This window comes from bacterium (assembly GCA_035691305.1).
GTDB lineage: Bacteria > Sysuimicrobiota > Sysuimicrobiia > Sysuimicrobiales > Segetimicrobiaceae > DASSJF01.
On sequence record DASSJF010000061.1, the window covers coordinates 105049 to 126193 of the forward strand.

A 21145-nucleotide genomic window follows, 5' to 3' on the forward strand; every position below is an offset into this window, starting at 1 on the left:
TAGAGATTTCTTACATGAATGTTTAGAGAAGTAAAGTAACAGAGAACAACTGCGGGCCTCCTCTAAACGGCGGCGCCCCTGGCCTTCGCAGACCCCACCCAGAGCCGCCGGTCGGAGGAGCGCGGTAGTGCACATTCTCTGGGTTTCGGACAATCCGGATACCCCGTCCGGGTTCGGCAACGTAACCCGGTTCGTGTGTGGTGGATTGGCCCGGCGCGGCTACCGCGTGAGCATTCTCGGATGGCAGACCAAGGCGTCGTACGATTGGAACGGCTGCCGGGTGCACCCGCCCGGCAGCGATCCGCTCGGCGGCGATGCCCTGCACTATTTGCTTATCCGGGAGCGCCCCGACGCGGTCGTCGCGCTCGGCGACGTTTGGTGGCTGCCGCAGTTCGCGTCTCCGCACCTGCGGCGGCAGATGGAACTGACCGATACGCCCTGGGTCCTGTACTTTCCCATCGACGGCGACACGGAGGGCGATGGCCTGCCGGCGAGCTGGGTACAGCTGCTGCGCGAGGTCGACGTACCCGTCGCGATGAGCCGGTATGGCCGGCGGGTGGTCGGCCGCTACGGGATTTCCTGCGAGTACATTCCCCACGGGGTGGACCTCGAGGTGTTCAGCCCGCCGCCGAACCGCGAAGCGGCCAAGGCGAAAGTCGGCGCGCGCGGCCGGTTCGTGGTGCTGTCCGACAGCCGCAATCAGCCCCGCAAACTGCTGCCGCGCCTGCTGGATGTGTTCGCCAGGTTTGCGGCCGATCGTCCCGACGCGCTGCTGCACCTCCACACGGATCCCGACGACGAGTTTACGCGCTCCGGCATCTACGCCTACGACGTGCGCGCCGACGTCCGTCACCTCCACCTCGAGTCCCAGGTGCGCTTTACGCCCGGATTCAAGACGGTCGCCGGAGGCGGCCTGCCCCTGCGCGACCTGGCGGCCTACTACCAGGCCGCCGACGTGCATCTGCTCGCGTCGAGCGGCGAGGGGTTCGGCCTGCCCACGCTGCAGGCGGCCGCGGCCGGCGCCGTGCCGATGGCGTGCGGTTACAGTGCGAGTCGGGAGTTGGTGGAGGGCCACGGCGAGGCTATCGCCGTCGAGGACTGGACCGAGAACGAGTTCGGCATCCGCCGCGCCTTGATCGACGTCGAAGACGCCGCGCGACGGCTTGGGCGATATTATGACGACCGCGCCCTGATGCGGGAACGTTCGGTGGCGTCGCGGCACTTTGCGGCGGCCTACGGATGGGAGGGTGTGGTCGACAAGTGGGACGCGCTCCTGCGCTCGATAGGCAGCCGGCGGTCGCGCGTCCGGCCCGCCGCGGCACGTGCGGCGCCGATCGAGACGCTCCTCCCGCAGTTCGGCCCGCAGCTGCCCGGCGCGAGGGTATCGGTGAAGGTCGTCGAGCGCCAGTTCGGCAGGCTCGAAGCGTCGATTCTCGCCGATCTCAGAGGACGCTCGTCGGAGGTGCAGATCCCGACGCTGCCGCCGCCGTGTGATGTGGCGCGCGTCCGAGTGCCACGCCGGCCGGGATACATTGGCACGGCCGGTCCCGATCGCGGGACCCTGGACGCGCTGGCGGCGATCTTCCCGTCGATCGAGGGCTGGTCCCCGGGCTCCCCGCCGGAAGCGTGCCGCCTCGATCTCGCCCGTTCGGTGCTGCTCTTGAACGTCGGCGGAGCGTTCGACGCCGTCTCGCTCATCGACGCGGCGCTGTACGGCGTGCCCTGCATCGGCACAGACGCGTGCCTGCCCCAGCGCATCTTGTGGCCCGAGCTGACTACCCGCGACAGGGCCGAGGCCCTGCGGTGGGCCCGCATGCTGCTGACCGACGCGGCCCGCTTCCGCCGGGCCGCCGCGTCGGCGCGCGCCGTCTGCCGCGAGCGGTACGCGCCGAGCGAAGAGGAGGCGGCCGCCTGGCTGCGCCGGCTTCACGCCGACCGGCAACGCGAGCCTGCCGCGGCGCGAGGCTGATCCGGGATGGACGTGCAGATGTACATCGTTGCGTTCAAGGACGAGGCCACCGGCGAGGCGGCGCGGGCCATCGAGGAGCAGGTCCGGCAATGTGGCGGGTTCATTCTCATGGCGACGCGGAGCGGTCCGCTGGTATTGCTGCCGCCCGCTGCGGTCGCCGTGGTCGCCAAGCATCCTCGGGTGGGGTTCGTCGGCGGTGTGACGCTGGATCCGTCCGGGTTCGCCGCGCAACAGCTGCAGCGCGTGTTTCTTGAGAATCTCACAAGACAGTTGCAGACGCCGAAGACCGGGTAGGGCGAGTCAACACCGTACTCCAAGGGAGGGGTTGCCGTGCCGGATGTTGGCCAGGAACTACTCAATGTCCCATTCCCGAAGATGATCTTCGACATGGCGATGGCCATCGCCAAGGGACAGATGGCGCTCGACAAGGCCTCGGTGCAGACGCTCATGGTCCTGGCCAAGACGTCGTTCAACTGGGTGCCGGAGATCACCGAGGTGCTCCAGCCGTTCCCGTTCACGCCAAAGGGCACGAGCATCGAGGTGACCGGTGTCCGGCCGACGACGACCGTCTCGGATCCGGTCTCGCTGACGCTGCTCCAGGCCGGCATCACCCCGACCTTTTATCAGTTCACCGAGTCGATCATCGAGGTAAAGATGTCCATCTCGAGCAAGACGGAGGAGTCGAGCTCGCTCGACGTCGGCGTCGACGTGAGCGCCTCCGCGAACTTCCTGTTCGGCTCGGCCACGGTATCCTCGCACGTCAACTACTCCACGGCAAGCAAGTACTCGTACTCGGTCGACGGGTCGAGCCTGCTGCGCACGACCCTCAAGCCGGTGCCGCCGCCCAAGCGGATCATGCCGCGATTCATCCTGGTGAACGCGGTCGATCCGAGCAAGGTCACCGTCACCACCAGCGACACGTAGACGGAGGGCGTGATGCCGTTCACGCGCGTCGGCAACGAACTGCAGGAGGCGGGTTTCGGGGAGATCGTGCGCAGCATCGCCCAAGGGATCGCGGACGGGCAGCGCGCGCTCGACCTGGCGTCCATCAACACCCTCGTGGTCCTGTCGAACACGATGGTGGACGTGATCCCGGAGATCGCGGAGGTGTTGACGCCGGCCGGCGTCAACGTAAATGTGTCCGGAGCCGGCGGCCCGCGGTCGGTGCAGGTGACCGGCGTGCGGGTGTCTGGCGTCCCGTCTCCGACCGTCAAGCTGACCGCGCTGCAGGCCGGCATCGTGCCCACGTTCTATCAATTCACCGAGGCCACGATCGACCTCAAGCTGTCGATTCAGCTGCGCGAGGGCGACCAGACCGATACCGACGGCAGCACCCAGTCGGGCATCTTCGCCTTCGCCTCACACGTCAACTTCCGGACGCAGAACACGTACTCGTACGCGGTGGACGCGTCCTCCAGCGTGCACGTGGTGATGCGGCCGGTGCCGCCGCCGAGGCCGACGGTGCCTACGACCGTCACGATCAACGCGCTGGGATCGACGCCGAAGGTCGTCGAGGGACCCTAGGCCGCGGGGGTGAGGTGACGCCATGGCAGACGACCCGCTGGCGAACGCGGTCGAGACATTCTCCGCGCCGATCGAATCGCTCATCATCGCGCTCGGCCAGGGCATCGCCCAGGCGCAGCAGGCGATGGATCAGAACTCGATTCAGCAGCAGGAGGCGATCGACAGCAACCCCGTGCTGGCGCAGCGCGGGCTGCAGGCGACGTGGTATCAGATGCCGCGCGTCGACCTTCAGTTGAAGCTGTCATTGACGATCGCCCAGGATCAACCGTCGGGGGGAGGCGGGCCGGCACCGCCGCTTCGGATGCGGCTCGTGGCGCAGCCGATCAGCGCATCGTTTCAGACGCACTTCAGCTACGACGCGCAGGCCGCGAGTCAGGTCACCCTCTCGATCGTGCCGGTGCCGCAGCCCCAGGCCGGCGCACCGCCGAGAATGGCGGCCGCCGACGTGCAGGCGGCCGCCCTGGGCACCGCGGCGGCGAAGTTCCTGACGGTTATGGTAGCGGGCCGGCTTGCGCCGGCCCCCACCGACGCCCAGAGCAACGTCCTGCGCTTCGACGTCAACTTCAACTCGGCGTCCCGCACCTGGTACGCCCTGCAGTACGCGCCGGCCAACCCGGCGGTGAAGCCCACCGCGGTTGCGGTGGACGACGCGACCGGCGCCGTCCGCGTCATCAGCGGAGGCTGAGGCCCATGCCAGCGATGTTCAGCGCCGGAGGCTTTCGGGCGGTCGACATCCAGCGGGTCATGGGCGATCTGCAAAAGGCCAACGTCCCGGCCGGCACGCTCAACGATCTGCAAACCCACATTACGCAGCAGGACACTCAGATCAACCAGCTTACCCAGCAGACCAACGACCTCAAGACCCAGGCTGCCAATCTGACCACCGCCAACACCGGCCTAACCCAGCAGGTCGCGACACAGGACGCCCAGATCACCCAGCTCAAGTCCCAGCTCGCGGCCGCGACCGCGGCGCAGCCGCAGCAGGTCGCACCGCTCGACCTGGCGATGTCCCTCAAGAGCGTGGTCGACAAGGTTCAGGCGGCGGCGCGGCAGGGGACCGGCGTGCAGGCGACTCTGTCGAAGATGGACATCGAAGTCAAGACCCTGATCAACGTTACGCCGAGCAACGAAGCCGTGCTCGTCATCCCGGATCCGAAGGCCCTCCCCGATCCCGCCCACCTCTCGACCATGACCCTCTCCTTCGGAGCGATTCCGAAGCTCACGAGCCCGCCTCCGCCGCCCGCTGTTCAGCCGGCGGGTGGCGGGACGCCGCCCGCCGGCCGGGGCGGCCCACAGCCCGCGGGGCCCACCGGCCCGGCGCAGCCCAGCGCGGGGCCCGGTGGACGCGGTCCAGCGCGCCCGGAGCCGAAGCGGCCGGCGTCGGGCCTGCAGCGGTTCCTCAATGCGCTCGAGGCCCTCGGCGAGCGCCGGCGCGGATCGGCGTCTTAGGTCGTCGCCGGAACCGGTCTTAATCGAGATCCCCGGGTGATCGAGCCGATGCCCCTTATTACCAACAGCATCGACGAAGCACGGCTCGCCTACACGGCGCTGGAAGGTCGCGCCGTGTCCGCCGAACAGCGCGCGGATGCTCTTCAGACGACCGTCGAGCGGCTCCAGGCCGCGCAGCCGATCCTGGCCGAGGTCGCCGACCGGCTTTCGCAGCGTACGGTGGACCAGGAAGCCGTGAACGCGCAACTGAGAGCACAGCAGGCGGGGCAGGTGAGCCCGGATACGCCGCTCGACCATTTCATCGCGTCGTTCGGTTTGGCCGCGGCCCTCGGCGAGGCCACCATGGCGGACCGCGCGGTGGCATCGGTCGCGGCGACGGTGCAGGGTTATTTCGTCGCGCCGGCGGCCGCCTCGGCGGCACCGGCACTGCGGTTCTATCAGCCCGAGTTCGGCGCGCCCGGCACCGCGGGATCGGCGTCGTTTCAGATCACGAAGACGCCGCCCGCGGCCGGTGTCGCAGCGCCGCGCACCCTGTACACGGTGCTGCGGGACAAGCAGGCGATGTTCGACGATCCGTACTGGGTCCGCTTCGTAACGGCCGCCGTACCCCCGTCGCAGCCCGCGCGGTCGCTCGTCGTGGAGATCGCCAAGGTGCTGGCCGCCGCGGCCGCGTGGGATTTTGTGTTTCTGGTGCAGGGTGCAGCGGCGATCGCCGCGCTCGAAACGGCGCTCGCGGCGCTCGTGGCGGGTGCGGTTCCGTCGCCGCGGGCGGCGTCCTACGCGGCCGCGGCGGCGGCGCTCGCGGCGCTCGTGGCCGCCCTCGCACCGAACGTCAAGACCGCGCCGGTCGCGGGCGACGTGTATGCACTCGCCGCCGCACTGGACGCCACGACCGGCATCGCCGGGACGCTTCGTTCGTGAAGACGGCGGAGCGCCGGCAGGCCGAGCGCCTGGCGGGGCGACATCGCGAGTTCTTGGACCGGCTCGCGGCCGAGCGGGCCCTTCGTGCGCAAGCCGAGGCGCGCGAGCGCGAGGCGCGTGAAGCGAGACTGGCCGAGTTGCGTGAGCAGAAGCGCCGGGAGCGGCAGGCGGAACTCCTCCGGAATGCGCAATTCGAACGCGAACGGGCGGAGCGTGTCGCGGAGGCGCGCGCCGCGCGCGTCAGGACAGAGCGGGCGGCCACCCGGCCTGTCGCCGAGAAATCGGTCCGCGAGCGCCCATTGCCGCGCGCGGCCGCGGCGATCGAGCAGCCGCGAGTCCGCGCCGCCGCGCGGGCGCGTCGGTCAAGGATCGCGCTCTCAACGGCCCGCCCACCGGTTCCGCGCGTCTACCGCTTGACCCGCCCCTCTAAGGGCCTGCGCGCCGCCGGGGCCGTCCGACCGACGGCTCCCGGAGGACGCGTTGCGGGGCCGGCGCAGGCGCCGCAGAATCGAAAGCCGCGCGCTCTCGAACGCCCGGTCAAGCCGCGGGCAGCGGGCCGCCGCCCTGTCCGGGCCGGCGCGTCCCATGTACGCCCCCCGCGCCCCAAGGTGGCCTCGCCGCGCGGCGCGCGGCGCGCTTACCGGATCGCGAGGCTCGCCGTCGGCGGGCGTCTCGTGGTGCGCCGGCCGCCCCGGAAGGTCCGGGTTCCGGCTTCAGCGTCCGCGCCCGGGCCGCTCGTGTCGTTGACGAAGCAGACGGCGCAACAGCGCGCACGACGACAGGCTCAGCAACCGCCGGCTCAGCCCCGGAAGCCGCAGCGTCAGGCAGTGCCGGCCGCGAAGGCAGAGCGCCGTGTTGTCGTTGCGCCACCGGTGCGCCAACTCTACGCGCTTGCGAAACCATCGGCACCGCCGCCCGCGCCCCCCGCCGCGGCCAAAGCTTCGACCGCGCCGGCGGCTCCCGTGCCCGAGTCATCCGATGCGATCCGCTGGCTTCGCACGCACGACGGCTACGTGGTGGACGGTAACGGGCGGGGCGTGGTCTTTCGCGGCGTGACCGTCGGCGGTCTCGACGTGGTGGCGCCAACTGCCGATCAGACCGTCGCGGACGCGCTCGGCCTGAACGACGCCGGCCTCTCTACGATCGTCGATCTCTGGGAGTTGAACGTGATCCGGGTGCCGTTTCAGGCACAAACCGTGCTCGCCGGCAACGGCGCGCTGTCAAACACCGACGTCTTGACGGGACTGGACAACCTCATCGAAGCTGTGTCCGACGCCGGCGCGTACGTCATGCTCAGCCAGCGGGCGCCCCAAGGTGTCGCGCTGCCGGACGGGCCGGTCTTCGAAGCATGGGACACGGTGGCGACCCGCTATGCGGACGAGCCGGCCGTTCTCTTCGAACCGTTCGCGTCGGAGTCCCCGCTCGACGGCAACTGGCTCGACGCCGCCCTCCCGCTCGTCGGTCTCATTCGCTCGCAGCATCCGGGGTCGCTGCTCTTCGTCGGAAACGGCACCGGTCGCGCGGACCTCGACGGCCTTCCGCTCAGGTTCTCCACCGGCGATCCGGCGCCCAACGTCGTGTACACCATCGCCGTCGATCCGGCGCATCCACCCAACGGTGCGGATGCGCGGCTTGCCGAGTGGACGGACTCGTTCCCCCTGGTGGCCTGCCCGTGGTCGAACGGCGGCCCGCCCTTTGCCCGCGCGTCCGAACTCGCCGCGGATTTCTTCAGCCGGTACGGTCTGGGCTGGATCGCCAGCAGCTGGAACGTGGCGCCGCGGCTCGTCGTGGACGCCGCGGGCGGCGACTTGACTCCCACGGCGTGGGGCCTTACGGTCCGGCGCGCGGTGGCGCTTCCGACGCGCCCCCAATACGGACGGATTCTTTCAGGTTAGCCGCAGTACACCGTCTTCGAAGAACGGAGGGATTCGGATGGCGGACGACCGAGAGGCTCGGGCCCGCGCCACCGCCGCCGGTGGGCGGCAGGAGCAGCGTGACGACCCGCGGGGGCGCGAGAAGTGGTTTCGTCACAGCCGCCAGCGGAAGGACGGCCGGCTGGAGCCCGGCCTGATCGGCAGAGCGACCGCGCAGAAGCGCAGACGGGAACGCGAGCTGCGGCGCCGCCGGGGTTTGCCTCTTCCGCCGGCTCCCGGCGCACCCGGCGGACTGCCCCCGGCGCCTCCCGGCGGGCCGGGCACGGTCAACTGGTCGTCGCTTGGCCCCGACGGAGTCGCCCACGGGATGGCCGGGGCGGCGTTCCCGATCGTGAGCGGCCGCATTACCGCCATCGCGGTCGGCCCGGGCGGGCAGCGGGTGTACGCCGGCGCCGCGAACGGCGGCGTCTGGTTCTCGGGGGACGGCGGGACCACGTGGACGTCGCTCGACGAGTGGGCGATGTCTCCGTCCGCCGTGCTCAAGATTCCGCCCGGCAGCGATGCCGATGCGCTGTCGGTCGGCGCGATCGCGGTTCGGTTCGGGGGCCCCGCGTCGTCCAGCAGCGCCGGCGATTCCAGCAGTTCGTCCGATTCCAGCTCCTCCGACTCCAGCAGCTCGTCGGATTCGAGCGGGGCGACGTCCGCGGATATCATCTATGTCGGCACGGGCGAGCCCAACCACAACATCGACGGGTACTTCGGCGTCGGCATCAAGGTTTCGACGGACGGCGGCAGCACGTTCACCCTTGAAGGCACCAACCTCTCCGGTAGCGACGTGCATACGATCGTCATTGATCCCGTCGATCCGACGATCGTCTTCGCCGCGACGACCAGCGGGATCTATCGGCGGCCCGCCGGTCCGGATTTCAGTAATTGGCCCCAGGTCACCGACCCGACGGGATCGTCCGGCGAAGTCACCGATTTGGCTGTCGGCGGATCAGGCGCGGGTAGGACGTATTACGCGGCCTCGGGATCGGGCGTCTATCAAAGCACCGACATTTTCACAAAGGACCCGAGCAGCGTGACCTGGAGCGCGGTGCCGGGGGTGACGAACAATCGCCGCAAGGCGCTCGGTGTCGGCGAGAACGACAAATCGGTAGTGTACTGCCTCGCCGCCGACGCCACGCTGTATCGTCTCGATAGCGGGACGGGCGGAGCGTTTCAGACCGTGAGCGGCGTTCCGAAGGCGGTCTTCGCGGGTCGAGGCGGCGGACAGGGCTGGTACGATCTCGCAGTCGCCGCCGACCCCGCGGACGCCGACACGGTGTATTTGATGGGCGACCTGACCTCCGACAGCGGCTGGGCGCTTGCCTTCTTCAAGGGCAAGATCACCGTCCAATCGGGCGTGTACACGTTCCCGTTCAACAGCGCCAACGACATGACGGTGACTGCCGACGGTAATACAAATTCATCGACCGTGCCGAACGATCCGACGTGGATCGGCCGGGGTATCCACCCCGACGGGCATTACCTGGCGTTTGCTACCAACGCAGACGGCTCCCACGACGGCAGCATCGTGTGGGTGGGATGCGACGGCGGCGTGTTCCGATCCACCTCCAGCGGTACGCGGGGGACGTTCGACTCAAGGAATCAGGGCCTCGGCATCACGCAGTTCAACTATCTGTCCGTCCTGCCGGGCGCGCCCGACAAAGTCTACGGCGGCTGTCAGGACAACGGGACTCTGCGGTACAGTGCCGGGGCGACCCCGCCGTGGTACCAGTCGGGAGGAGGCGACGGCGGCGGTGTGGCGATCAATCCCCGGAACTCCTCGCAGATCGTCCGGCAGTACATCTACGCGTCGCTCGAAAGCACCTCGGACGACGGCGCCAACTGGGGCTCCGCGGGCCTGCCGGTCAACGCGACGGAGAGCGGGACGGCCGCCTTCTACGCTCCCGTCAAGGCATACGACACCGGCAGCAAGACGCTCGTGGCCTTCGGCACGAACCGTCTGTGGTTTCGGACGGACTGGAGCGATTCTTGGGTCACACTGCCGACGGGCACTAATCCGTACCAAGGGGGCGCAGCCAACCTCACGCAGGACGTGCTCGACGCAACCAATGGGGCACCTGTCAGGGCAATCGCGTTCGGCTCCGACACGATGATCCTGGCCGCCACCAGCGGATCGGGAGCGACGGGCGCGGTGTGCCGCTTCGATCAGGCGGGAGGAAAGTGGACCCAGACGGCGTTGCCCGCGATTCCCACGCCGCCGGCGCCCGGGTTCATTTTCGTGACGGGCCTGGCGGTGGAAGATCCGGCGAAGGGCAGCTTCTACGCGTCGCTCGGCAGTAGCGGCGGCGAGCACGTCCTGTACTACGATGGGACGAAGTGGCAGAGCGCCGGCCTTGCGGCGGCCACTCTCGACGCGCCGGCGCAGGCCATCGTGCTCGACTCCGGAGACACGAACACCGTCTTTCTCGGCACCGACGTCGGCGTGTGGAAGGGCGTGAAGAGCGGCGGCGCATGGACCTGGGATCCCTTCTCACAAGGGCTTCCGGAATCGGCCGTCACGGACCTGGCCGTTCTGACATCGTCCCGCAAATTGCGGGCGGCGACGCACGGACGCGGCGTCTGGGAGATCGACCTCGGCCCGGCGGCGTCCAGCTCCTCGTCGGCCGACTCGAGCAGCTCATCCTCGGACTCGAGCAGTTCGTCCGGCGACGGGGGCTCGAGCTCATCGTCCGATTCCAGCAGCTCTTCAGGCGACGGCGGCTCCAGTTCGTCGGCGGATTCCAGCTCGTCGAGCGACGATTCGAGTTCTTCGGCCGATTCGAGCAGTTCATCCTCGGACTCGAGCAGCTCGTCCGGCGACGACGGCTCGAGCTCATCGTCCGATTCCGGCAGCTCTTCGGGCGACGGCGATTCCAGTAGCTCTTCGGACTCCGGCCGTACCGGCCGCGCGGGGTCGGCGGGCACGCGCTCCACGGGGACGCGCGGCGGGTCGCGCAAGCCGCGGACCACGCGGTGAGCCGCCCGGGCGCGCACGGACGGTGAGACGATGGCGCGGCAGGTTTGGGTGGCGGGGTTCCCATCGTTTTACGGCGGGGCCGATACGGAACTGGACCACTTGATCGACCTCTTTCGAGCGTGCGGCGTCGGGGTCAACCTCGTACCGATGTTTGGGTGCGACGAGCGGATGAGGAAGACCGTGCTCGAGCGCGGCTGCCGGGTCCTCGACTACCGGGACGACGTCTTCGGCGACAAGATCGTCGTCAGCCTCTGCAACGGCCAGTTTCTCGCCAAACTGCCCGCCATCATGGCCGCCGCCCGCCCGGGCAAGGTGATTTGGTTCAACTGCATGACGTACCTGTTCGATAGAGAACGCGCGGCCCACGCCCGGGGATGGATCGACGTCTTCGGCTTCCAAAGCGCCTACCAGCGGAGCTGTCTGCTGCCTCAGCTCGAGACCATTCGGCCGGTGCAGACGTTCCCGTACCGCCCGTACTTCAACGCGGAGCGCATCGAATGGCGGTACCGGAAGTGGGAGGGAACTTACAGGGTCGGCCGCATTTCGCGGGACGACCAGGCTAAGTTCGCCCCGGACACGTGGCGGATCTTCGAGCGGGTCCTCGTGCCGCCGCGACTCAAGAAGAAGGTGTACATTCTCGGCTACGGTTCCAACGCCGCGAAGAAGATCGGACCCGCTCCGCCGACGCTCGACTGGATGACGTGGAACGGGAACGCCATCCCCGCCACGCAATTCTATCGAACTATCGACACGATGATCCACAAGACCGGCGGGTCGCGCGAAAACTATCCCCGCGTGCTGCTGGAAGCCTACGCCCACGGGGTGGTGCCCATCGTCGAGCGAGCATACGCCTTTCCCGAACTGGTCAAGCACGAAGAAACCGGATTTATGGCCGACAGTTCCGACGAGATGAGCTACTACGCGAGTTTTCTTGCCATGAATCCCGCCGTCCACCGGCGCGCCGCGGAAGCCGGACGGCGTCATCTCGAAGACGTCCTGACGGACGTCCAGGCCAGTTGGCGCGCGTGGCGGCAAATCCTGTGATGCTCGCACTCAATTTGCCGGCGCGCGCAAGGGGGTGTCGCATGGACTGGATCGAGCGGTTGTTTCGCCTAAGTCCGGACGGTGGTCGCGGTACACTCGAGGCCGGCATCGCCACCGGCGCGGCGGCGGCCGCGGTGATGATCGCGGTCTCCGCTTTGGGTGCGGCCCGGTTGGCGACGAAATGGCTTCGGGCGATGCGGGGCGCGCGTGTGGTTGCGCGGCCGCCGGTCGAACCCGTGAGCCGGTAGCGCCGCGGCCGCGGCGCAGGTCACGTCCACCCGCCGTCATCGAGGGGCCGAGGGGGGAATGGGATGGATCTGGTCATCGCGGGATTGCTCGCCAAGTACCTCACCGACGCTGTCAAGTGGCTCGGCGACAAAGGAAATCTTGAGATCCCGACCATCGCGAAGAAGATCGTCGCCCTTATCTTGTCCGCGCTCACGACGTACGTCGCGAGATTGCATCTGCCGATCGACCTGGGGCCGACGATCCAATCGCTCCAGCCAGCCTTGACGAGCGTGATCGTGACGGGGCTCTCGTTCGCGCTGCACGACCTCCTGGACTGGCTGGCGATTGTAGCGGGCAACCTGCAGGCCAAGTCGACCGCGACGCCTCAAAAGACGGGCTAGGTGCCCGGCGGAAGCGGGTGTGGATGCGGACCCGGCGGAGTATCCGCCCGCTCGAGGAATGCCGGGCCGAAAGGTCTCTGAAACCGGAGGAATGCTCCTGGCACAACGGGAGCTGTCCTGCGGTGGGGGGCGTGTCCTCGGCCTTTTCCGTCAGCCGACGATCAACGGGAGCGAGGCCAGCGCCGTGACGATTCCCCACAACTGCACGCCTGTGACTCGTTCCTTGAGTATCACCCGCGCCAAGATCACCGTAGAGGCCGGGTAGAGGGAAGCCAGCACCGCGGCGACATCCAATCGCCCCGCATGTTCGGCCAGCAGAAAAAACGCGTTCCCGCCGGCATCCAGCAGCCCTGCGAGGAGCATCAACGGCACCGCGCGCACCGGCAGTCGTGCCGCCCCGGTTCGCCGTGCCGCTGCGACCGCGCCGGCAGCGGCGAGAACCGCGGCCAGCGTGAAGAACTGCGATGTCGCGAGGGGCCAGAACACCGCTTCTGCGCGCGCGAGGCTGATGAAAATATAGAAGCCGCCGAAGCCAACGCCGGCCAGTGCGGCCAGGCCCAGCCCGCTGCCCGGCGGGATTGGCGGTACACCTGCCGCCGCGGGTGCCGGCCGAGAGATGAACCAGACCGCGACAATCGCCAGCACGAACCCGGCGAACTGCCAGCCGGTGGGGAAGCCCACAGACAGTGCGGCGAACACGACCGGTATCGATGCGGCGATCACCGCCGACACCGGCGCGACGGTGCCCATCATCCCGATCGCCAACGCCTGATACAGTGACATGAGGCCCACCGCGCCGGCCACGCCGGCGGCCCCAGCCCAGACAAGGATGTGCGGCGAGGGAATCTGCTCGGCGCGCAGCCAGGCCAAGAGCAGCATCGCGCCGAGCGAGGCGACTTTCGAGACGGCGGCGACCGTGTAGACCGGCGCCCGCTTGGTGGCTAAGCCGCCGCTGAAGTCCCCGGCGCCCCACGACGTCGCCGAAGCCAGCCCATAGATGCCCGTGGCAAAGGGGGATGCCACTTCCGTCGCGTGCTGCTAACCGGCCGACGACCCGCCCGACCCGTTGCCGGAAGCGGCCGGCCGCCACCGCAGATTCGGATGCCGCGCCGCGGTCACCTCATCCAGCCGCGTCACCGGCGTTTCGTGCGGCGCCGTGCGGACCAGTTCCGGATCAGCCGCCGCTTCGGCCGCGATCGCCAGCATCGCGTCCACAAACGAATCCAGCGTCTGCAGGCTTTCCGTCTCCGTCGGTTCGATCATGATCGCTTCCTCGACGATCAGGGGAAAGTAGATCGTCGGCGCGTGGAAGCCGTAGTCGAGCAGGCGCTTGGCCATGTCCTTCGTCGAGACGTGGTACTTGTCGCGCTGCCGGCGGCCGGAGAGCACGAACTCGTGCTTGCAGATCCGGTCGTACGGCAGGTCGAACGCGCCGCGCAGCCGGCTGAGCAGGTAGTTGGCGTTGAGGACCGCCATCTCGGCGGCCTCGCGCAGACCCGCGGCGCCCATCGTCCGCATGTACGTGTACGCGCGCACGAGGTTGCCGAAGTTGCCGTAGAACGCCCGCATCTTGCCGATCGTCTTCGGCCGGTTGTAGTCGAGCACGAACCGCTGGCCGTCGCGCTCCACCGTCGGCACCGGCAGATACGGTGCGAGGTGCGCCCGCACGCCGACCGCCCCCGCGCCCGGGCCGCCCCCGCCGTGCGGCGTCGTAAACGTCTTGTGCAAGTTCAGGTGCATCACGTCGAAGCCCTGATCGCCTGGCCGCGTGACGCCGAGGATCGCGTTGAAGTTCGCGCCGTCGAGGTACAGTTGCGCGCCGACGCTGTGCACCGCCCGGGCGACTTCCTGAATCCCCTCTTCGAACAGCCCGAGCGTGTTTGGGTTGGTGAACATCAACGCCGCGACGTCCTTGGAAAGGACCGCCTTGAGCGCCTCGAGGTCGATGTTGCCGCGGGCGTCACTTTTCACCTCGACGACCCGGTAGCCGCACTGCGCCGCGGACGCCGGGTTGGTGCCGTGGGCGGAGTCCGGCACGATGACCGTCGTGCGCCGCTCGCCCTTCTCCTCGAAGTATTTGCTGATCATGAGGAGCGACGTCAGCTCACCGTGCGCGCCGGCCGCCGGCTGGAAGGTCACCCGGTCCATGCCGGTGACCTCGGCGGTCATCTGCTCGAGTTCGAAGAGCAGCGCGAGGGCGCCCTGGGCCAGTTCTTCCGGCGCGTACGGATGCAGGCGTGCGAAGCCGGCCTGCCGCGCCGCGTCCTCGTTGATCTTCGGGTTGTACTTCATCGTGCACGATCCGAGCGGATAGAATCCTTCGTCGATCGAGAAGTTGCGGCGGCCGAGCGCCGTGTAGTGGCGCACGACGTCAAGTTCGCTGACTTCGGGAAGCGCCGCGTCGGCGATCCGGCGGACGGCGTCGGGTACGATCGCCTCCAGCGGCACGTCCGGCACGTCGCTCGCGGGGAGGCTGTAGCCGGTCCGGCCCTCGGCGCCCCGCTCGAAGATCACCGGCACGACCGGGCGCCGGAGGTCGCGCTTGGGGACCGCCGTCGCGGTCGACGCCTCGGGGCGTCCGGTGTCGGGGCTCACTGGACGGTCTCCAGGTGGCCAACGAGTTGGTCGAGCTCTTGCCGCGACCGCCGCTCGGTGACGCAGAGCAGCCAGCAGTCGGCGAGGTCGGGATAGAAGCGGCCGAGCGGCAGGCCGCCGAGGATGCCGTGCTCGAGGAGCCGTTTGTTGATCTCCTCCGGCGCCACCGGGCACTTCACGACGAACTCGTTGAACACCGGCGCCGCGAACGGCAGGCTGTAGCCCGGTACCTGCGCGATCCGCTCGCGCAGGTAGTGCGCCTTGCGCGCGTTCAACTCCGCGACGTCGCGCACGCCCTGCTTGCCGAGCGTCGAGAGGTAGACCGCGGCGATGAGCGCGTTCAGCGCCTCGTTGGTGCAGATGTTGCTGGTCGCCTTGGCGCGCCGGATGTGCTGCTCGCGCGTCTGCAGCGTGAGCACGTAGCCGGGCCGCCCGCCGGTGTCGACCGTGCGGCCGACGAGCCGTCCGGGGATCCGCCGCACGAACTCCTGGCGCGTCGCCATGATGCCGAGGTAGGGGCCGCCGAAGTTGAGCGCGTTGCCGAGCGGCTGGCCCTCGCCGGTCACGATGTCCGCGCCGTACTCGCCCGGCGGCTTGATGAGGCCGAGGCTGAGGGGTTCGGCGATGGCGACCACGAGGAGCGCGCCGCGGTCGTGGACCGCCTTGGCGAGCGCCTGACCGTCCTCGATGCAGCCGAAGAAGTTCGGCGATTGCACGATCACCGCCGCGGTGTCGTCGGTGACGGCCTCGCGCACCGCGTCCGGCGAGGTCACGCCGTCCCGCGCGGGCAGGTCCTTCACGGTGATCGGCAGGTGCGTCGTATACGTGCGGAGGACCTGCCGGTACTCCGGGTGGAGCGCGCTCGAGATGAGCACCCGGCTGCGCTTCGTCAGGTCCGCGGCCATCGCGGCCGCTTCGCCCGTCGCGCTCGCGCCGTCGTACATCGAGGCGTTCGCGACGTCCATCGCGAGCAGCTCGCACATCATCGTCTGGTACTCGTAGATCGCCTGCAGCTCGCCCTGCATCAGCTCGGCCTGGTAGGGGGTGTAGGCCGTGAGAAACTCGGGCTTGAGGGCGAGATGCGGCACGGTACTAGGGACGAAGTGGTCGTAGGCGCCGGCGCCGAGAAAACAGGCGACCCGGTCGCAGTCCACGTTCCGGGCGGCGAGCGTGCGCATGTGCGCGAGCAGGTCCGGGTCCGGCATCGCCGGCGGCAGGTCGAGCGGGCGGGTGAGCCGCACCTCCGCCGGGATATCCGCGAACAGATCTTCCACCGTACGCGCGCCGGCGCTCCGGAGCATGCGCTCCCGCTCGGCGGGGGTGGCCGGGATGTACTTCACGAAGTCGCTTCCCCCACGAGCGAGGCGTAGGCGGTTGCGTCCATCAACTGATCCAGCTCCTTCATGTCTTTGGGTTCGACGACGATCATCCACGCCTGGCCGTAGGGGTCGGTGTTGATCATCTCCGGCTTCTCGGCGAGACCCTGGTTGATCTCGACGACTGTACCCGAGACCGGCGCGTAGAGGTCGCTCACCGCCTTGACCGACTCGACGACCCCGAACGTCTGCATGAACGAGACCGACGAGCCGACCTGGGGCAGCTCGACGTATACCACGTCGGAGAGCTTGTCCGCGGCGAACTTCGTGATGCCGATGCGGACGCGCTTGCCCTCGACCTTGGCCCATTCATGTTCTCTTGAATACCGCAGCTCCTTGGGATACACGCGCCCCCTCCTTATGTCGCGCCGGTCTTCGGGCGCGTGTAGAACGGCGTCTTCACGATCACGGCCGGCGCCGCGCGTCCGCGGATCTCGACGGCGATCCGGCTCTCCGGCGCCGCGTGCGACGGCGGCACGAACGCCAGGCCAATGTTTTTCTCCACCGTGGGTCCGAAGCTCCCGCTCGTCACCGCGCCGGCCTTCCGCCCGTCGATCACGACCGGGAAGCCGTGCCGCGCGATGGCGCGGTCCTCGAGGACGAAGCCGGCCAGGCGGCGCGCGGTGCCTTCGGCTTTCTGCCGGCGCAGCACGTCCGCGCCGATGAACTCGCCCTTCTGCACCTTGACCACCCAGGAGAGGCCGACTTCCATCGGTGTCGTCGTGGTGTCCATGTCGTTGCCGTGGAGCAGGAGCCCCGCCTCGAGCCGGAGCGTGTCCCGCGCCCCGAGCCCCGCCGGCATGATGCCGTCCGGCGTGCCGGCGTCGAGCACCGCGTTCCAGAGGTGGACCGCATCCTCGGCCGCGGCGTACAGTTCGAAACCGTCCTCGCCGGTGTAGCCGGTTCGCGAGACGATCGCCCGCCGCCCCGCGACCTCGACCCCTTCCCTAAACCAATAGTACTTGATCGCGTCCACCGGCTCGCGCGTCAGGCGCGAGAGAAGCGCGACCGCCCGCGGGCCCTGCAGCGCCAAGAGCGCCGTCTCGGCGGAGACGTCGGTCAGCGCGACCCCGCTCCGCGGCAGGTGCGAGCGCATCCAGGCGAGGTCGCCGTCGGTGTTCGCGGCGTTGACCACGGCCATGTACCGGGCGTCGCCGAGATGGTAGACGAGCAGGTCGTCGATGATGCCGCCTTCCGGCGTGCACATCGCGGTGTACATCGCCTGGCCTACCGCGATCCGGCCGAGGTCGTTGGTGACGAGGCGCTGGATGAAGTCGAGCGCGCCCGGACCGGAGAGGTCGACCTCGCCCATGTGCGAGACGTCGAAGAGCCCCGCCCGCGTCCGCACGGCGCGGTGCTCCTCGATGATGCCGGCGTACTGCACCGGCATATCCCAGCCGCCGAACGGCACCATGCGGGCGCCGGCGGCGACGTGCACGGCGTGCAGCGGCGTGCGCTTCAATGTTTGCTCTGCCATCACGACACCTGCGTCCGGGCCCAGGCCCGCTGGAGTACGTCGATCACTTCCTCGTCGGTCGTCTGGCGGAAGTCCTCGTAAAATTCGCCCACGGCGCCGAACGACGGCGGCCGCAGCGAGCATACCACCCGGTCAACCTCTCGCTCGAGCCGGCGCACCGCGTCGGGCGCGCCTACCGGGATCGCCACGATCACCTGGCGGGCGAGCGCGTGGCGCAGCATCCGCGCGGTCACGATGACCGTGGCGCCGGTCGCCACCCCGTCGTCGACGACGATGGCGGTGCGGCCGCGGACGTCCGGATCCGGCCGCGCGCCCCGGTAGGCGACGCGGCGCCGCTCGATCTCGCCGATCTGGGTCGCGATCTCATCGCGGAGGTAGGCGTCCGTGATGCGCAGCGTCCGCGCGAGCGCCGCGTCGACGTAGACGGTCCCGTCGCCGGTTACCGCCCCGAACGCCAGCTCCGGGTTTTGCGGGGCGCGCAGCTTCCGCGGAATCGCCACGTCGAGCGGCCAATCCAGCGCGGCGACGAGGGCATCGGCCACGAGCACGCCGCCCCGCGGGATCGCGAGCGCGATCGCGGGGCCGAGGTTGAGGGCGGCGAGTTCCCGTCCGAGGTGGTCGCCGGCGTCCCGCCGGTCGCGAAACCGCATCGCCGCACGCGTCCGCTCAAGCCTTGCGCCCGCGCGCAAGGCCGATTGCCTGCTGCTCCTCCTCCGAGAGCTTCTGTGGAGAGACCCCACCCTCGACCGGCTTCCCGTAGATGCGGGAGCCCTGGCGGTCGTTCAGCACGCTGATCACGACGCCGTTCGCCTTCGCGTCGAGCAGTGCCATGCTGAAGGACATGTTGCCGCCCATCTCCGGGAACGGGTTGAACCGCACGATGCTCACGCTCCGGACGGTTTGCGGCAGCGCCGCGTTGATCTCGGTGATGTTCTGCTCGAGGGCCTCGAGCCGGCGCGTCACCGCGGCGAACTGCCGCTGAATCGCCTCTTCCGGCGTGAGGATCTCCACGGGCTTCGCCGGCCGGCTGCGGGCCAGCGCGACGATGAAGACGATGGCGGCCACGCACGCGGCGGCGAGGAGCGCATAGGCGAGCGTATCCGGCGAGGCATCCCGGAGGATGTTCAGTCCGTCGTCCTCCCTCCTGCGGACGTCGGACGATCTCGTTCGATCTCGCGGGAAGGCATCCCTTTGGTGCACGCACGTTCGCCCATTGACAGAACGCCCCGAGACGCATATCTGTATAGATATATATATGTCTAGCCACCTACGCTTGGATGACCGAGCGCGGCGCCCGCGCTGCGGCGGCGCCGTGCGGCCCGGGACGGCCGGGCTGCTCGCGGCGGTCCTTGCCATCTCGGGTAATCCGGCTCTCGCGACGGCCGCGGCGGGTGCCGGTGCGGTGACGGGGATCATCGTGGAGCGCAGCGAGGTCGATGCGCGCATCGTAATCGGGGTCGACCGGACGTTCCACTACGCGATCGATCGCCGCCCCGACCGCGTCGTGATCTTGCTCGACCCTGCCGGCGCGGTGGCGGCCGACCATACCCTCAGCATCGGGCCGGTGCAACGACTCCGGGTCCGATCCATCGCCGGTGTGCCGCCCCGCGCCGAGATTACCGTGTTCACCTCCGCGCCGGTGCGCGCCGCGGACTCGTTTGTCGACCACGGCGCGCTGGTGGTCACGCTGCGCACCCGATCCGGCCCAGCCTCGGCGGAGAGCCGGACGGCTTCGGGCCCGGGCACCGCGTTCCGGGAGGACACGGTCCCGCCGCGTGAGCCGCGCCAAACACAGCGGATCGCCGGCCGCATTCTGATTGCCCGCACCCTGACACTGGATGAGGGAACCGGCCGGCTGCTGGACTTGGAGCACGTGACACGCGTCGCCGTGAGCGATCCGCGGATCATCGGGGTCGTACCGCTCAGCGTTCGAGAAGTGCTTGTGAGCGGGCGGAGCGTGGGACGTGCCACCCTCTACGTTTGGGACGCTCGGGAGCGGCTGCTGTCGTACGCCGTCGAGGTGCGCGCCGCGAACGATCCGTTTCGTGATCTGCGGCGCGCGCTGGCAGCTTTACTGCCGACGGCAGCCATCACCGTCACGGAGGTGCGCGGCGGGCGCCCCGACGCCGCCGCGCCGGGGCCCGCGGGCGCGGCGCCCGGATACGCACCTCCGCCGCCTCCGCTTCCCCAGCCGGGCGAGCCTGTGCCGGCCGCCGCCCGATCCGGCGCTCAATCCGTGGTGTTGAGCGGAACTGTGGAGACGCAGGGTGACCGCGCCAAGGCCGAGGACGTAGCCCGCGCGTTCGTCTCGGGGGTCGTAAATCTCCTTACGGTGCGTCGGCCGGTCCAGGTAAATCTCCAGGTCCAGGTCGTCGAGCTCGATCGGACCGCCCAGAAGAGCCTCGGAATCGTGTGGGGCGGCGGTCAGCAGGTCCCCGGTGCGCCGCCGTCGCTCAACGGCGGCGTCTACAATCTCCAAATCCTTACCGCGCCCAGCCTCTCAGCCAGCGGACTCGATCTGTTGATCGCTCAGCTTGAAGCGCTCTCGCAGCGAGGAGAAGCGCGCCTCCTCGCCCGTCCCGCGCTTGTCGTGATGGCCGGCCGGACCGCCTCGCTGCTTCTGGGAGGCCAAGTGCCCGTCCCCGTGGCGGGCGCCAACGGCACCGTGACGGTGGAGTACAAGGATTTCGGCGTGATTCTCGCCGTGCGGCCGGACTACCAAGACGACGGGCGGCTGTTTCTGCAAGTCACGCCGGAAGTCAGCACGCTCGACTTCGCCGACGCCGTCCGAGTGAGCGGATTTGAGATCCCTGCGCTGCGCGTGCGGCGCGCTCAGACGATGGTTGCCCTGCGGCCCGGCGAGACGCTCGTGCTCGGCGGTCTCCTGCAGCGCGAAGACGCCGCCCAGGTCCAAAAGGTGCCCCTGCTGGCCGATCTTCCGGTCATCGGCGCGCTGTTCCGCTCCAGGTCGTTCCAGCGTCGAGAGAGCGACCTGCTGATCCTCGTCACCCCGCAGCTCGTCGATACACCGCAGACGCCATAATCGGAGGGTTCGCCATGTGGATGCACTCGCTGTGCTTGCTGCTCTCCCGCCACTGCCCGCCGTACCTGCGCGGCCGCGAACACGGCCAGGGCATGTTGGAGTACGCGATCATCGGAGGCATCGTGATCGTCGGCGCCATCGCGACGCTCGCGGCGCTGTCAGGAGCGCTCAACCAGATCTTCTCGAGGATCGCCGCGACGCTGTCGCAGTACTGAGCGC

Annotated in this window: 21 protein-coding genes; 14 read left to right on the forward strand and 7 right to left on the reverse strand. The window is 69.1% G+C overall.

Going from position 1 to position 21145, the window contains the following annotated elements:
• Positions 1 to 127 precede the first annotated feature (127 nt).
• From VFL28_11335 to VFL28_11390, 12 genes are all read left to right on the forward strand, one after another.
• Positions 128 to 1969, forward strand: a complete 1842-nt coding sequence (locus tag VFL28_11335) for a glycosyltransferase family 4 protein (GenBank protein HET7265254.1) — start codon at positions 128 to 130, stop codon at positions 1967 to 1969.
• 6 nt (positions 1970 to 1975) lie between these two features.
• Positions 1976 to 2263 (forward strand): hypothetical protein, encoded by a 288-nt coding sequence (locus tag VFL28_11340; protein HET7265255.1) that lies wholly within the window; start codon positions 1976 to 1978, stop codon positions 2261 to 2263.
• A gap of 36 nt (positions 2264 to 2299) precedes the next feature.
• A complete protein-coding gene (locus VFL28_11345) occupies positions 2300 to 2893 on the forward strand; it encodes a hypothetical protein (protein HET7265256.1) in 594 nt (197 codons plus the stop codon).
• A 12-nt stretch (positions 2894 to 2905) separates the two neighbouring features.
• A complete protein-coding gene (locus VFL28_11350; GenBank protein ID HET7265257.1) occupies positions 2906 to 3493 on the forward strand; it encodes a hypothetical protein in 588 nt (195 codons plus the stop codon).
• A gap of 22 nt (positions 3494 to 3515) precedes the next feature.
• The gene (locus VFL28_11355) at positions 3516 to 4178 is read left to right on the forward strand and encodes a hypothetical protein (GenBank protein HET7265258.1); all 663 of its coding nucleotides are present in this window, start codon (positions 3516 to 3518) and stop codon (positions 4176 to 4178) included.
• A 5-nt stretch (positions 4179 to 4183) separates the two neighbouring features.
• Positions 4184 to 4942 (forward strand): hypothetical protein, encoded by a 759-nt coding sequence (locus tag VFL28_11360; GenBank protein HET7265259.1) that lies wholly within the window; start codon positions 4184 to 4186, stop codon positions 4940 to 4942.
• Between the two features lie 36 nt (positions 4943 to 4978).
• On the forward strand, positions 4979 to 5863 hold the full coding sequence (locus tag VFL28_11365; GenBank protein HET7265260.1) for a hypothetical protein: 885 nt from the start codon (positions 4979 to 4981) through the stop codon (positions 5861 to 5863).
• 962 nt (positions 5864 to 6825) lie between these two features.
• Positions 6826 to 7758: a cellulase family glycosylhydrolase gene (locus VFL28_11370; GenBank protein ID HET7265261.1), complete on the forward strand. Its 933-nt coding sequence runs from the start codon at positions 6826 to 6828 to the stop codon at positions 7756 to 7758.
• A 37-nt stretch (positions 7759 to 7795) separates the two neighbouring features.
• Positions 7796 to 10762: a hypothetical protein gene (locus VFL28_11375; GenBank protein ID HET7265262.1), complete on the forward strand. Its 2967-nt coding sequence runs from the start codon at positions 7796 to 7798 to the stop codon at positions 10760 to 10762.
• Positions 10763 to 10792: 30 nt separating this feature from the next.
• Entirely contained in the window at positions 10793 to 11806 is a 1014-nt protein-coding gene (locus VFL28_11380; GenBank protein ID HET7265263.1) for a glycosyltransferase, read from the forward strand.
• Positions 11807 to 11847: 41 nt separating this feature from the next.
• Positions 11848 to 12054, forward strand: coding sequence for a hypothetical protein (locus VFL28_11385; protein HET7265264.1), 207 nt, complete (start codon positions 11848 to 11850; stop codon positions 12052 to 12054).
• Between the two features lie 63 nt (positions 12055 to 12117).
• Complete coding sequence (locus VFL28_11390) at positions 12118 to 12435, forward strand: hypothetical protein (protein ID HET7265265.1); 318 nt, start codon at positions 12118 to 12120, stop codon at positions 12433 to 12435.
• A gap of 150 nt (positions 12436 to 12585) precedes the next feature.
• Here VFL28_11390 and VFL28_11395 read toward each other — a convergent pair whose 3' ends face one another.
• The 7 genes from VFL28_11395 to VFL28_11425 form a co-directional block, all read right to left on the reverse strand.
• Positions 12586 to 13458, reverse strand: coding sequence for a DMT family transporter (locus VFL28_11395; protein HET7265266.1), 873 nt, complete (start codon positions 13456 to 13458; stop codon positions 12586 to 12588).
• A gap of 15 nt (positions 13459 to 13473) precedes the next feature.
• On the reverse strand, positions 13474 to 14955 hold the full coding sequence (gcvPB, locus tag VFL28_11400; protein HET7265267.1) for an aminomethyl-transferring glycine dehydrogenase subunit GcvPB: 1482 nt from the start codon (positions 14953 to 14955) through the stop codon (positions 13474 to 13476).
• Positions 14956 to 15026: 71 nt separating this feature from the next.
• Positions 15027 to 16370 (reverse strand): aminomethyl-transferring glycine dehydrogenase subunit GcvPA, encoded by a 1344-nt coding sequence (gene gcvPA / locus VFL28_11405; protein ID HET7265268.1) that lies wholly within the window; start codon positions 16368 to 16370, stop codon positions 15027 to 15029.
• A complete protein-coding gene (gene gcvH, locus VFL28_11410; protein HET7265269.1) occupies positions 16367 to 16753 on the reverse strand; it encodes a glycine cleavage system protein GcvH in 387 nt (128 codons plus the stop codon). Before gcvH ends, gcvPA begins: the two co-directional genes overlap by 4 nt.
• A gap of 11 nt (positions 16754 to 16764) precedes the next feature.
• Entirely contained in the window at positions 16765 to 17883 is a 1119-nt protein-coding gene (gene gcvT, locus VFL28_11415) for a glycine cleavage system aminomethyltransferase GcvT (protein HET7265270.1), read from the reverse strand.
• On the reverse strand, positions 17883 to 18533 hold the full coding sequence (locus VFL28_11420; GenBank protein ID HET7265271.1) for a phosphoribosyltransferase family protein: 651 nt from the start codon (positions 18531 to 18533) through the stop codon (positions 17883 to 17885). The genes gcvT and VFL28_11420 overlap by 1 nt, the downstream gene beginning before the upstream one ends.
• Positions 18534 to 18549: 16 nt before the next feature.
• Entirely contained in the window at positions 18550 to 18948 is a 399-nt protein-coding gene (locus VFL28_11425) for a DUF4446 family protein (GenBank protein ID HET7265272.1), read from the reverse strand.
• A gap of 247 nt (positions 18949 to 19195) precedes the next feature.
• On the opposite strand from VFL28_11425, the gene VFL28_11430 reads away from it, so the two are divergent.
• Both VFL28_11430 and VFL28_11435 read left to right on the forward strand, forming a co-directional pair.
• Positions 19196 to 20926, forward strand: a complete 1731-nt coding sequence (locus VFL28_11430) for a pilus assembly protein N-terminal domain-containing protein (GenBank protein HET7265273.1) — start codon at positions 19196 to 19198, stop codon at positions 20924 to 20926.
• Between the two features lie 14 nt (positions 20927 to 20940).
• Positions 20941 to 21141, forward strand: a complete 201-nt coding sequence (locus VFL28_11435) for a hypothetical protein (protein HET7265274.1) — start codon at positions 20941 to 20943, stop codon at positions 21139 to 21141.
• The last annotated feature ends 4 nt before the right edge of the window (positions 21142 to 21145 follow it).

Coding starts and splice junctions, on each gene's coding strand:
- VFL28_11340 (HET7265255.1), top strand. CDS start 1,976: ATGGACGTGCAGATGTACATCGTTGCGTTCAAGGACGAGGCCACCGGC.
- VFL28_11350 (HET7265257.1), top strand. CDS start 2,906: ATGCCGTTCACGCGCGTCGGCAACGAACTGCAGGAGGCGGGTTTCGGG.
- VFL28_11355 (HET7265258.1), top strand. CDS start 3,516: ATGGCAGACGACCCGCTGGCGAACGCGGTCGAGACATTCTCCGCGCCG.
- VFL28_11360 (HET7265259.1), top strand. CDS start 4,184: ATGCCAGCGATGTTCAGCGCCGGAGGCTTTCGGGCGGTCGACATCCAG.
- VFL28_11375 (HET7265262.1), top strand. CDS start 7,796: ATGGCGGACGACCGAGAGGCTCGGGCCCGCGCCACCGCCGCCGGTGGG.
- VFL28_11380 (HET7265263.1), top strand. CDS start 10,793: ATGGCGCGGCAGGTTTGGGTGGCGGGGTTCCCATCGTTTTACGGCGGG.
- VFL28_11385 (HET7265264.1), top strand. CDS start 11,848: ATGGACTGGATCGAGCGGTTGTTTCGCCTAAGTCCGGACGGTGGTCGC.
- VFL28_11390 (HET7265265.1), top strand. CDS start 12,118: ATGGATCTGGTCATCGCGGGATTGCTCGCCAAGTACCTCACCGACGCT.
- gcvT (HET7265270.1), bottom strand. CDS start 17,883: ATGGCAGAGCAAACATTGAAGCGCACGCCGCTGCACGCCGTGCACGTC.
- VFL28_11420 (HET7265271.1), bottom strand. CDS start 18,533: ATGCGGTTTCGCGACCGGCGGGACGCCGGCGACCACCTCGGACGGGAA.
- VFL28_11435 (HET7265274.1), top strand. CDS start 20,941: ATGTGGATGCACTCGCTGTGCTTGCTGCTCTCCCGCCACTGCCCGCCG.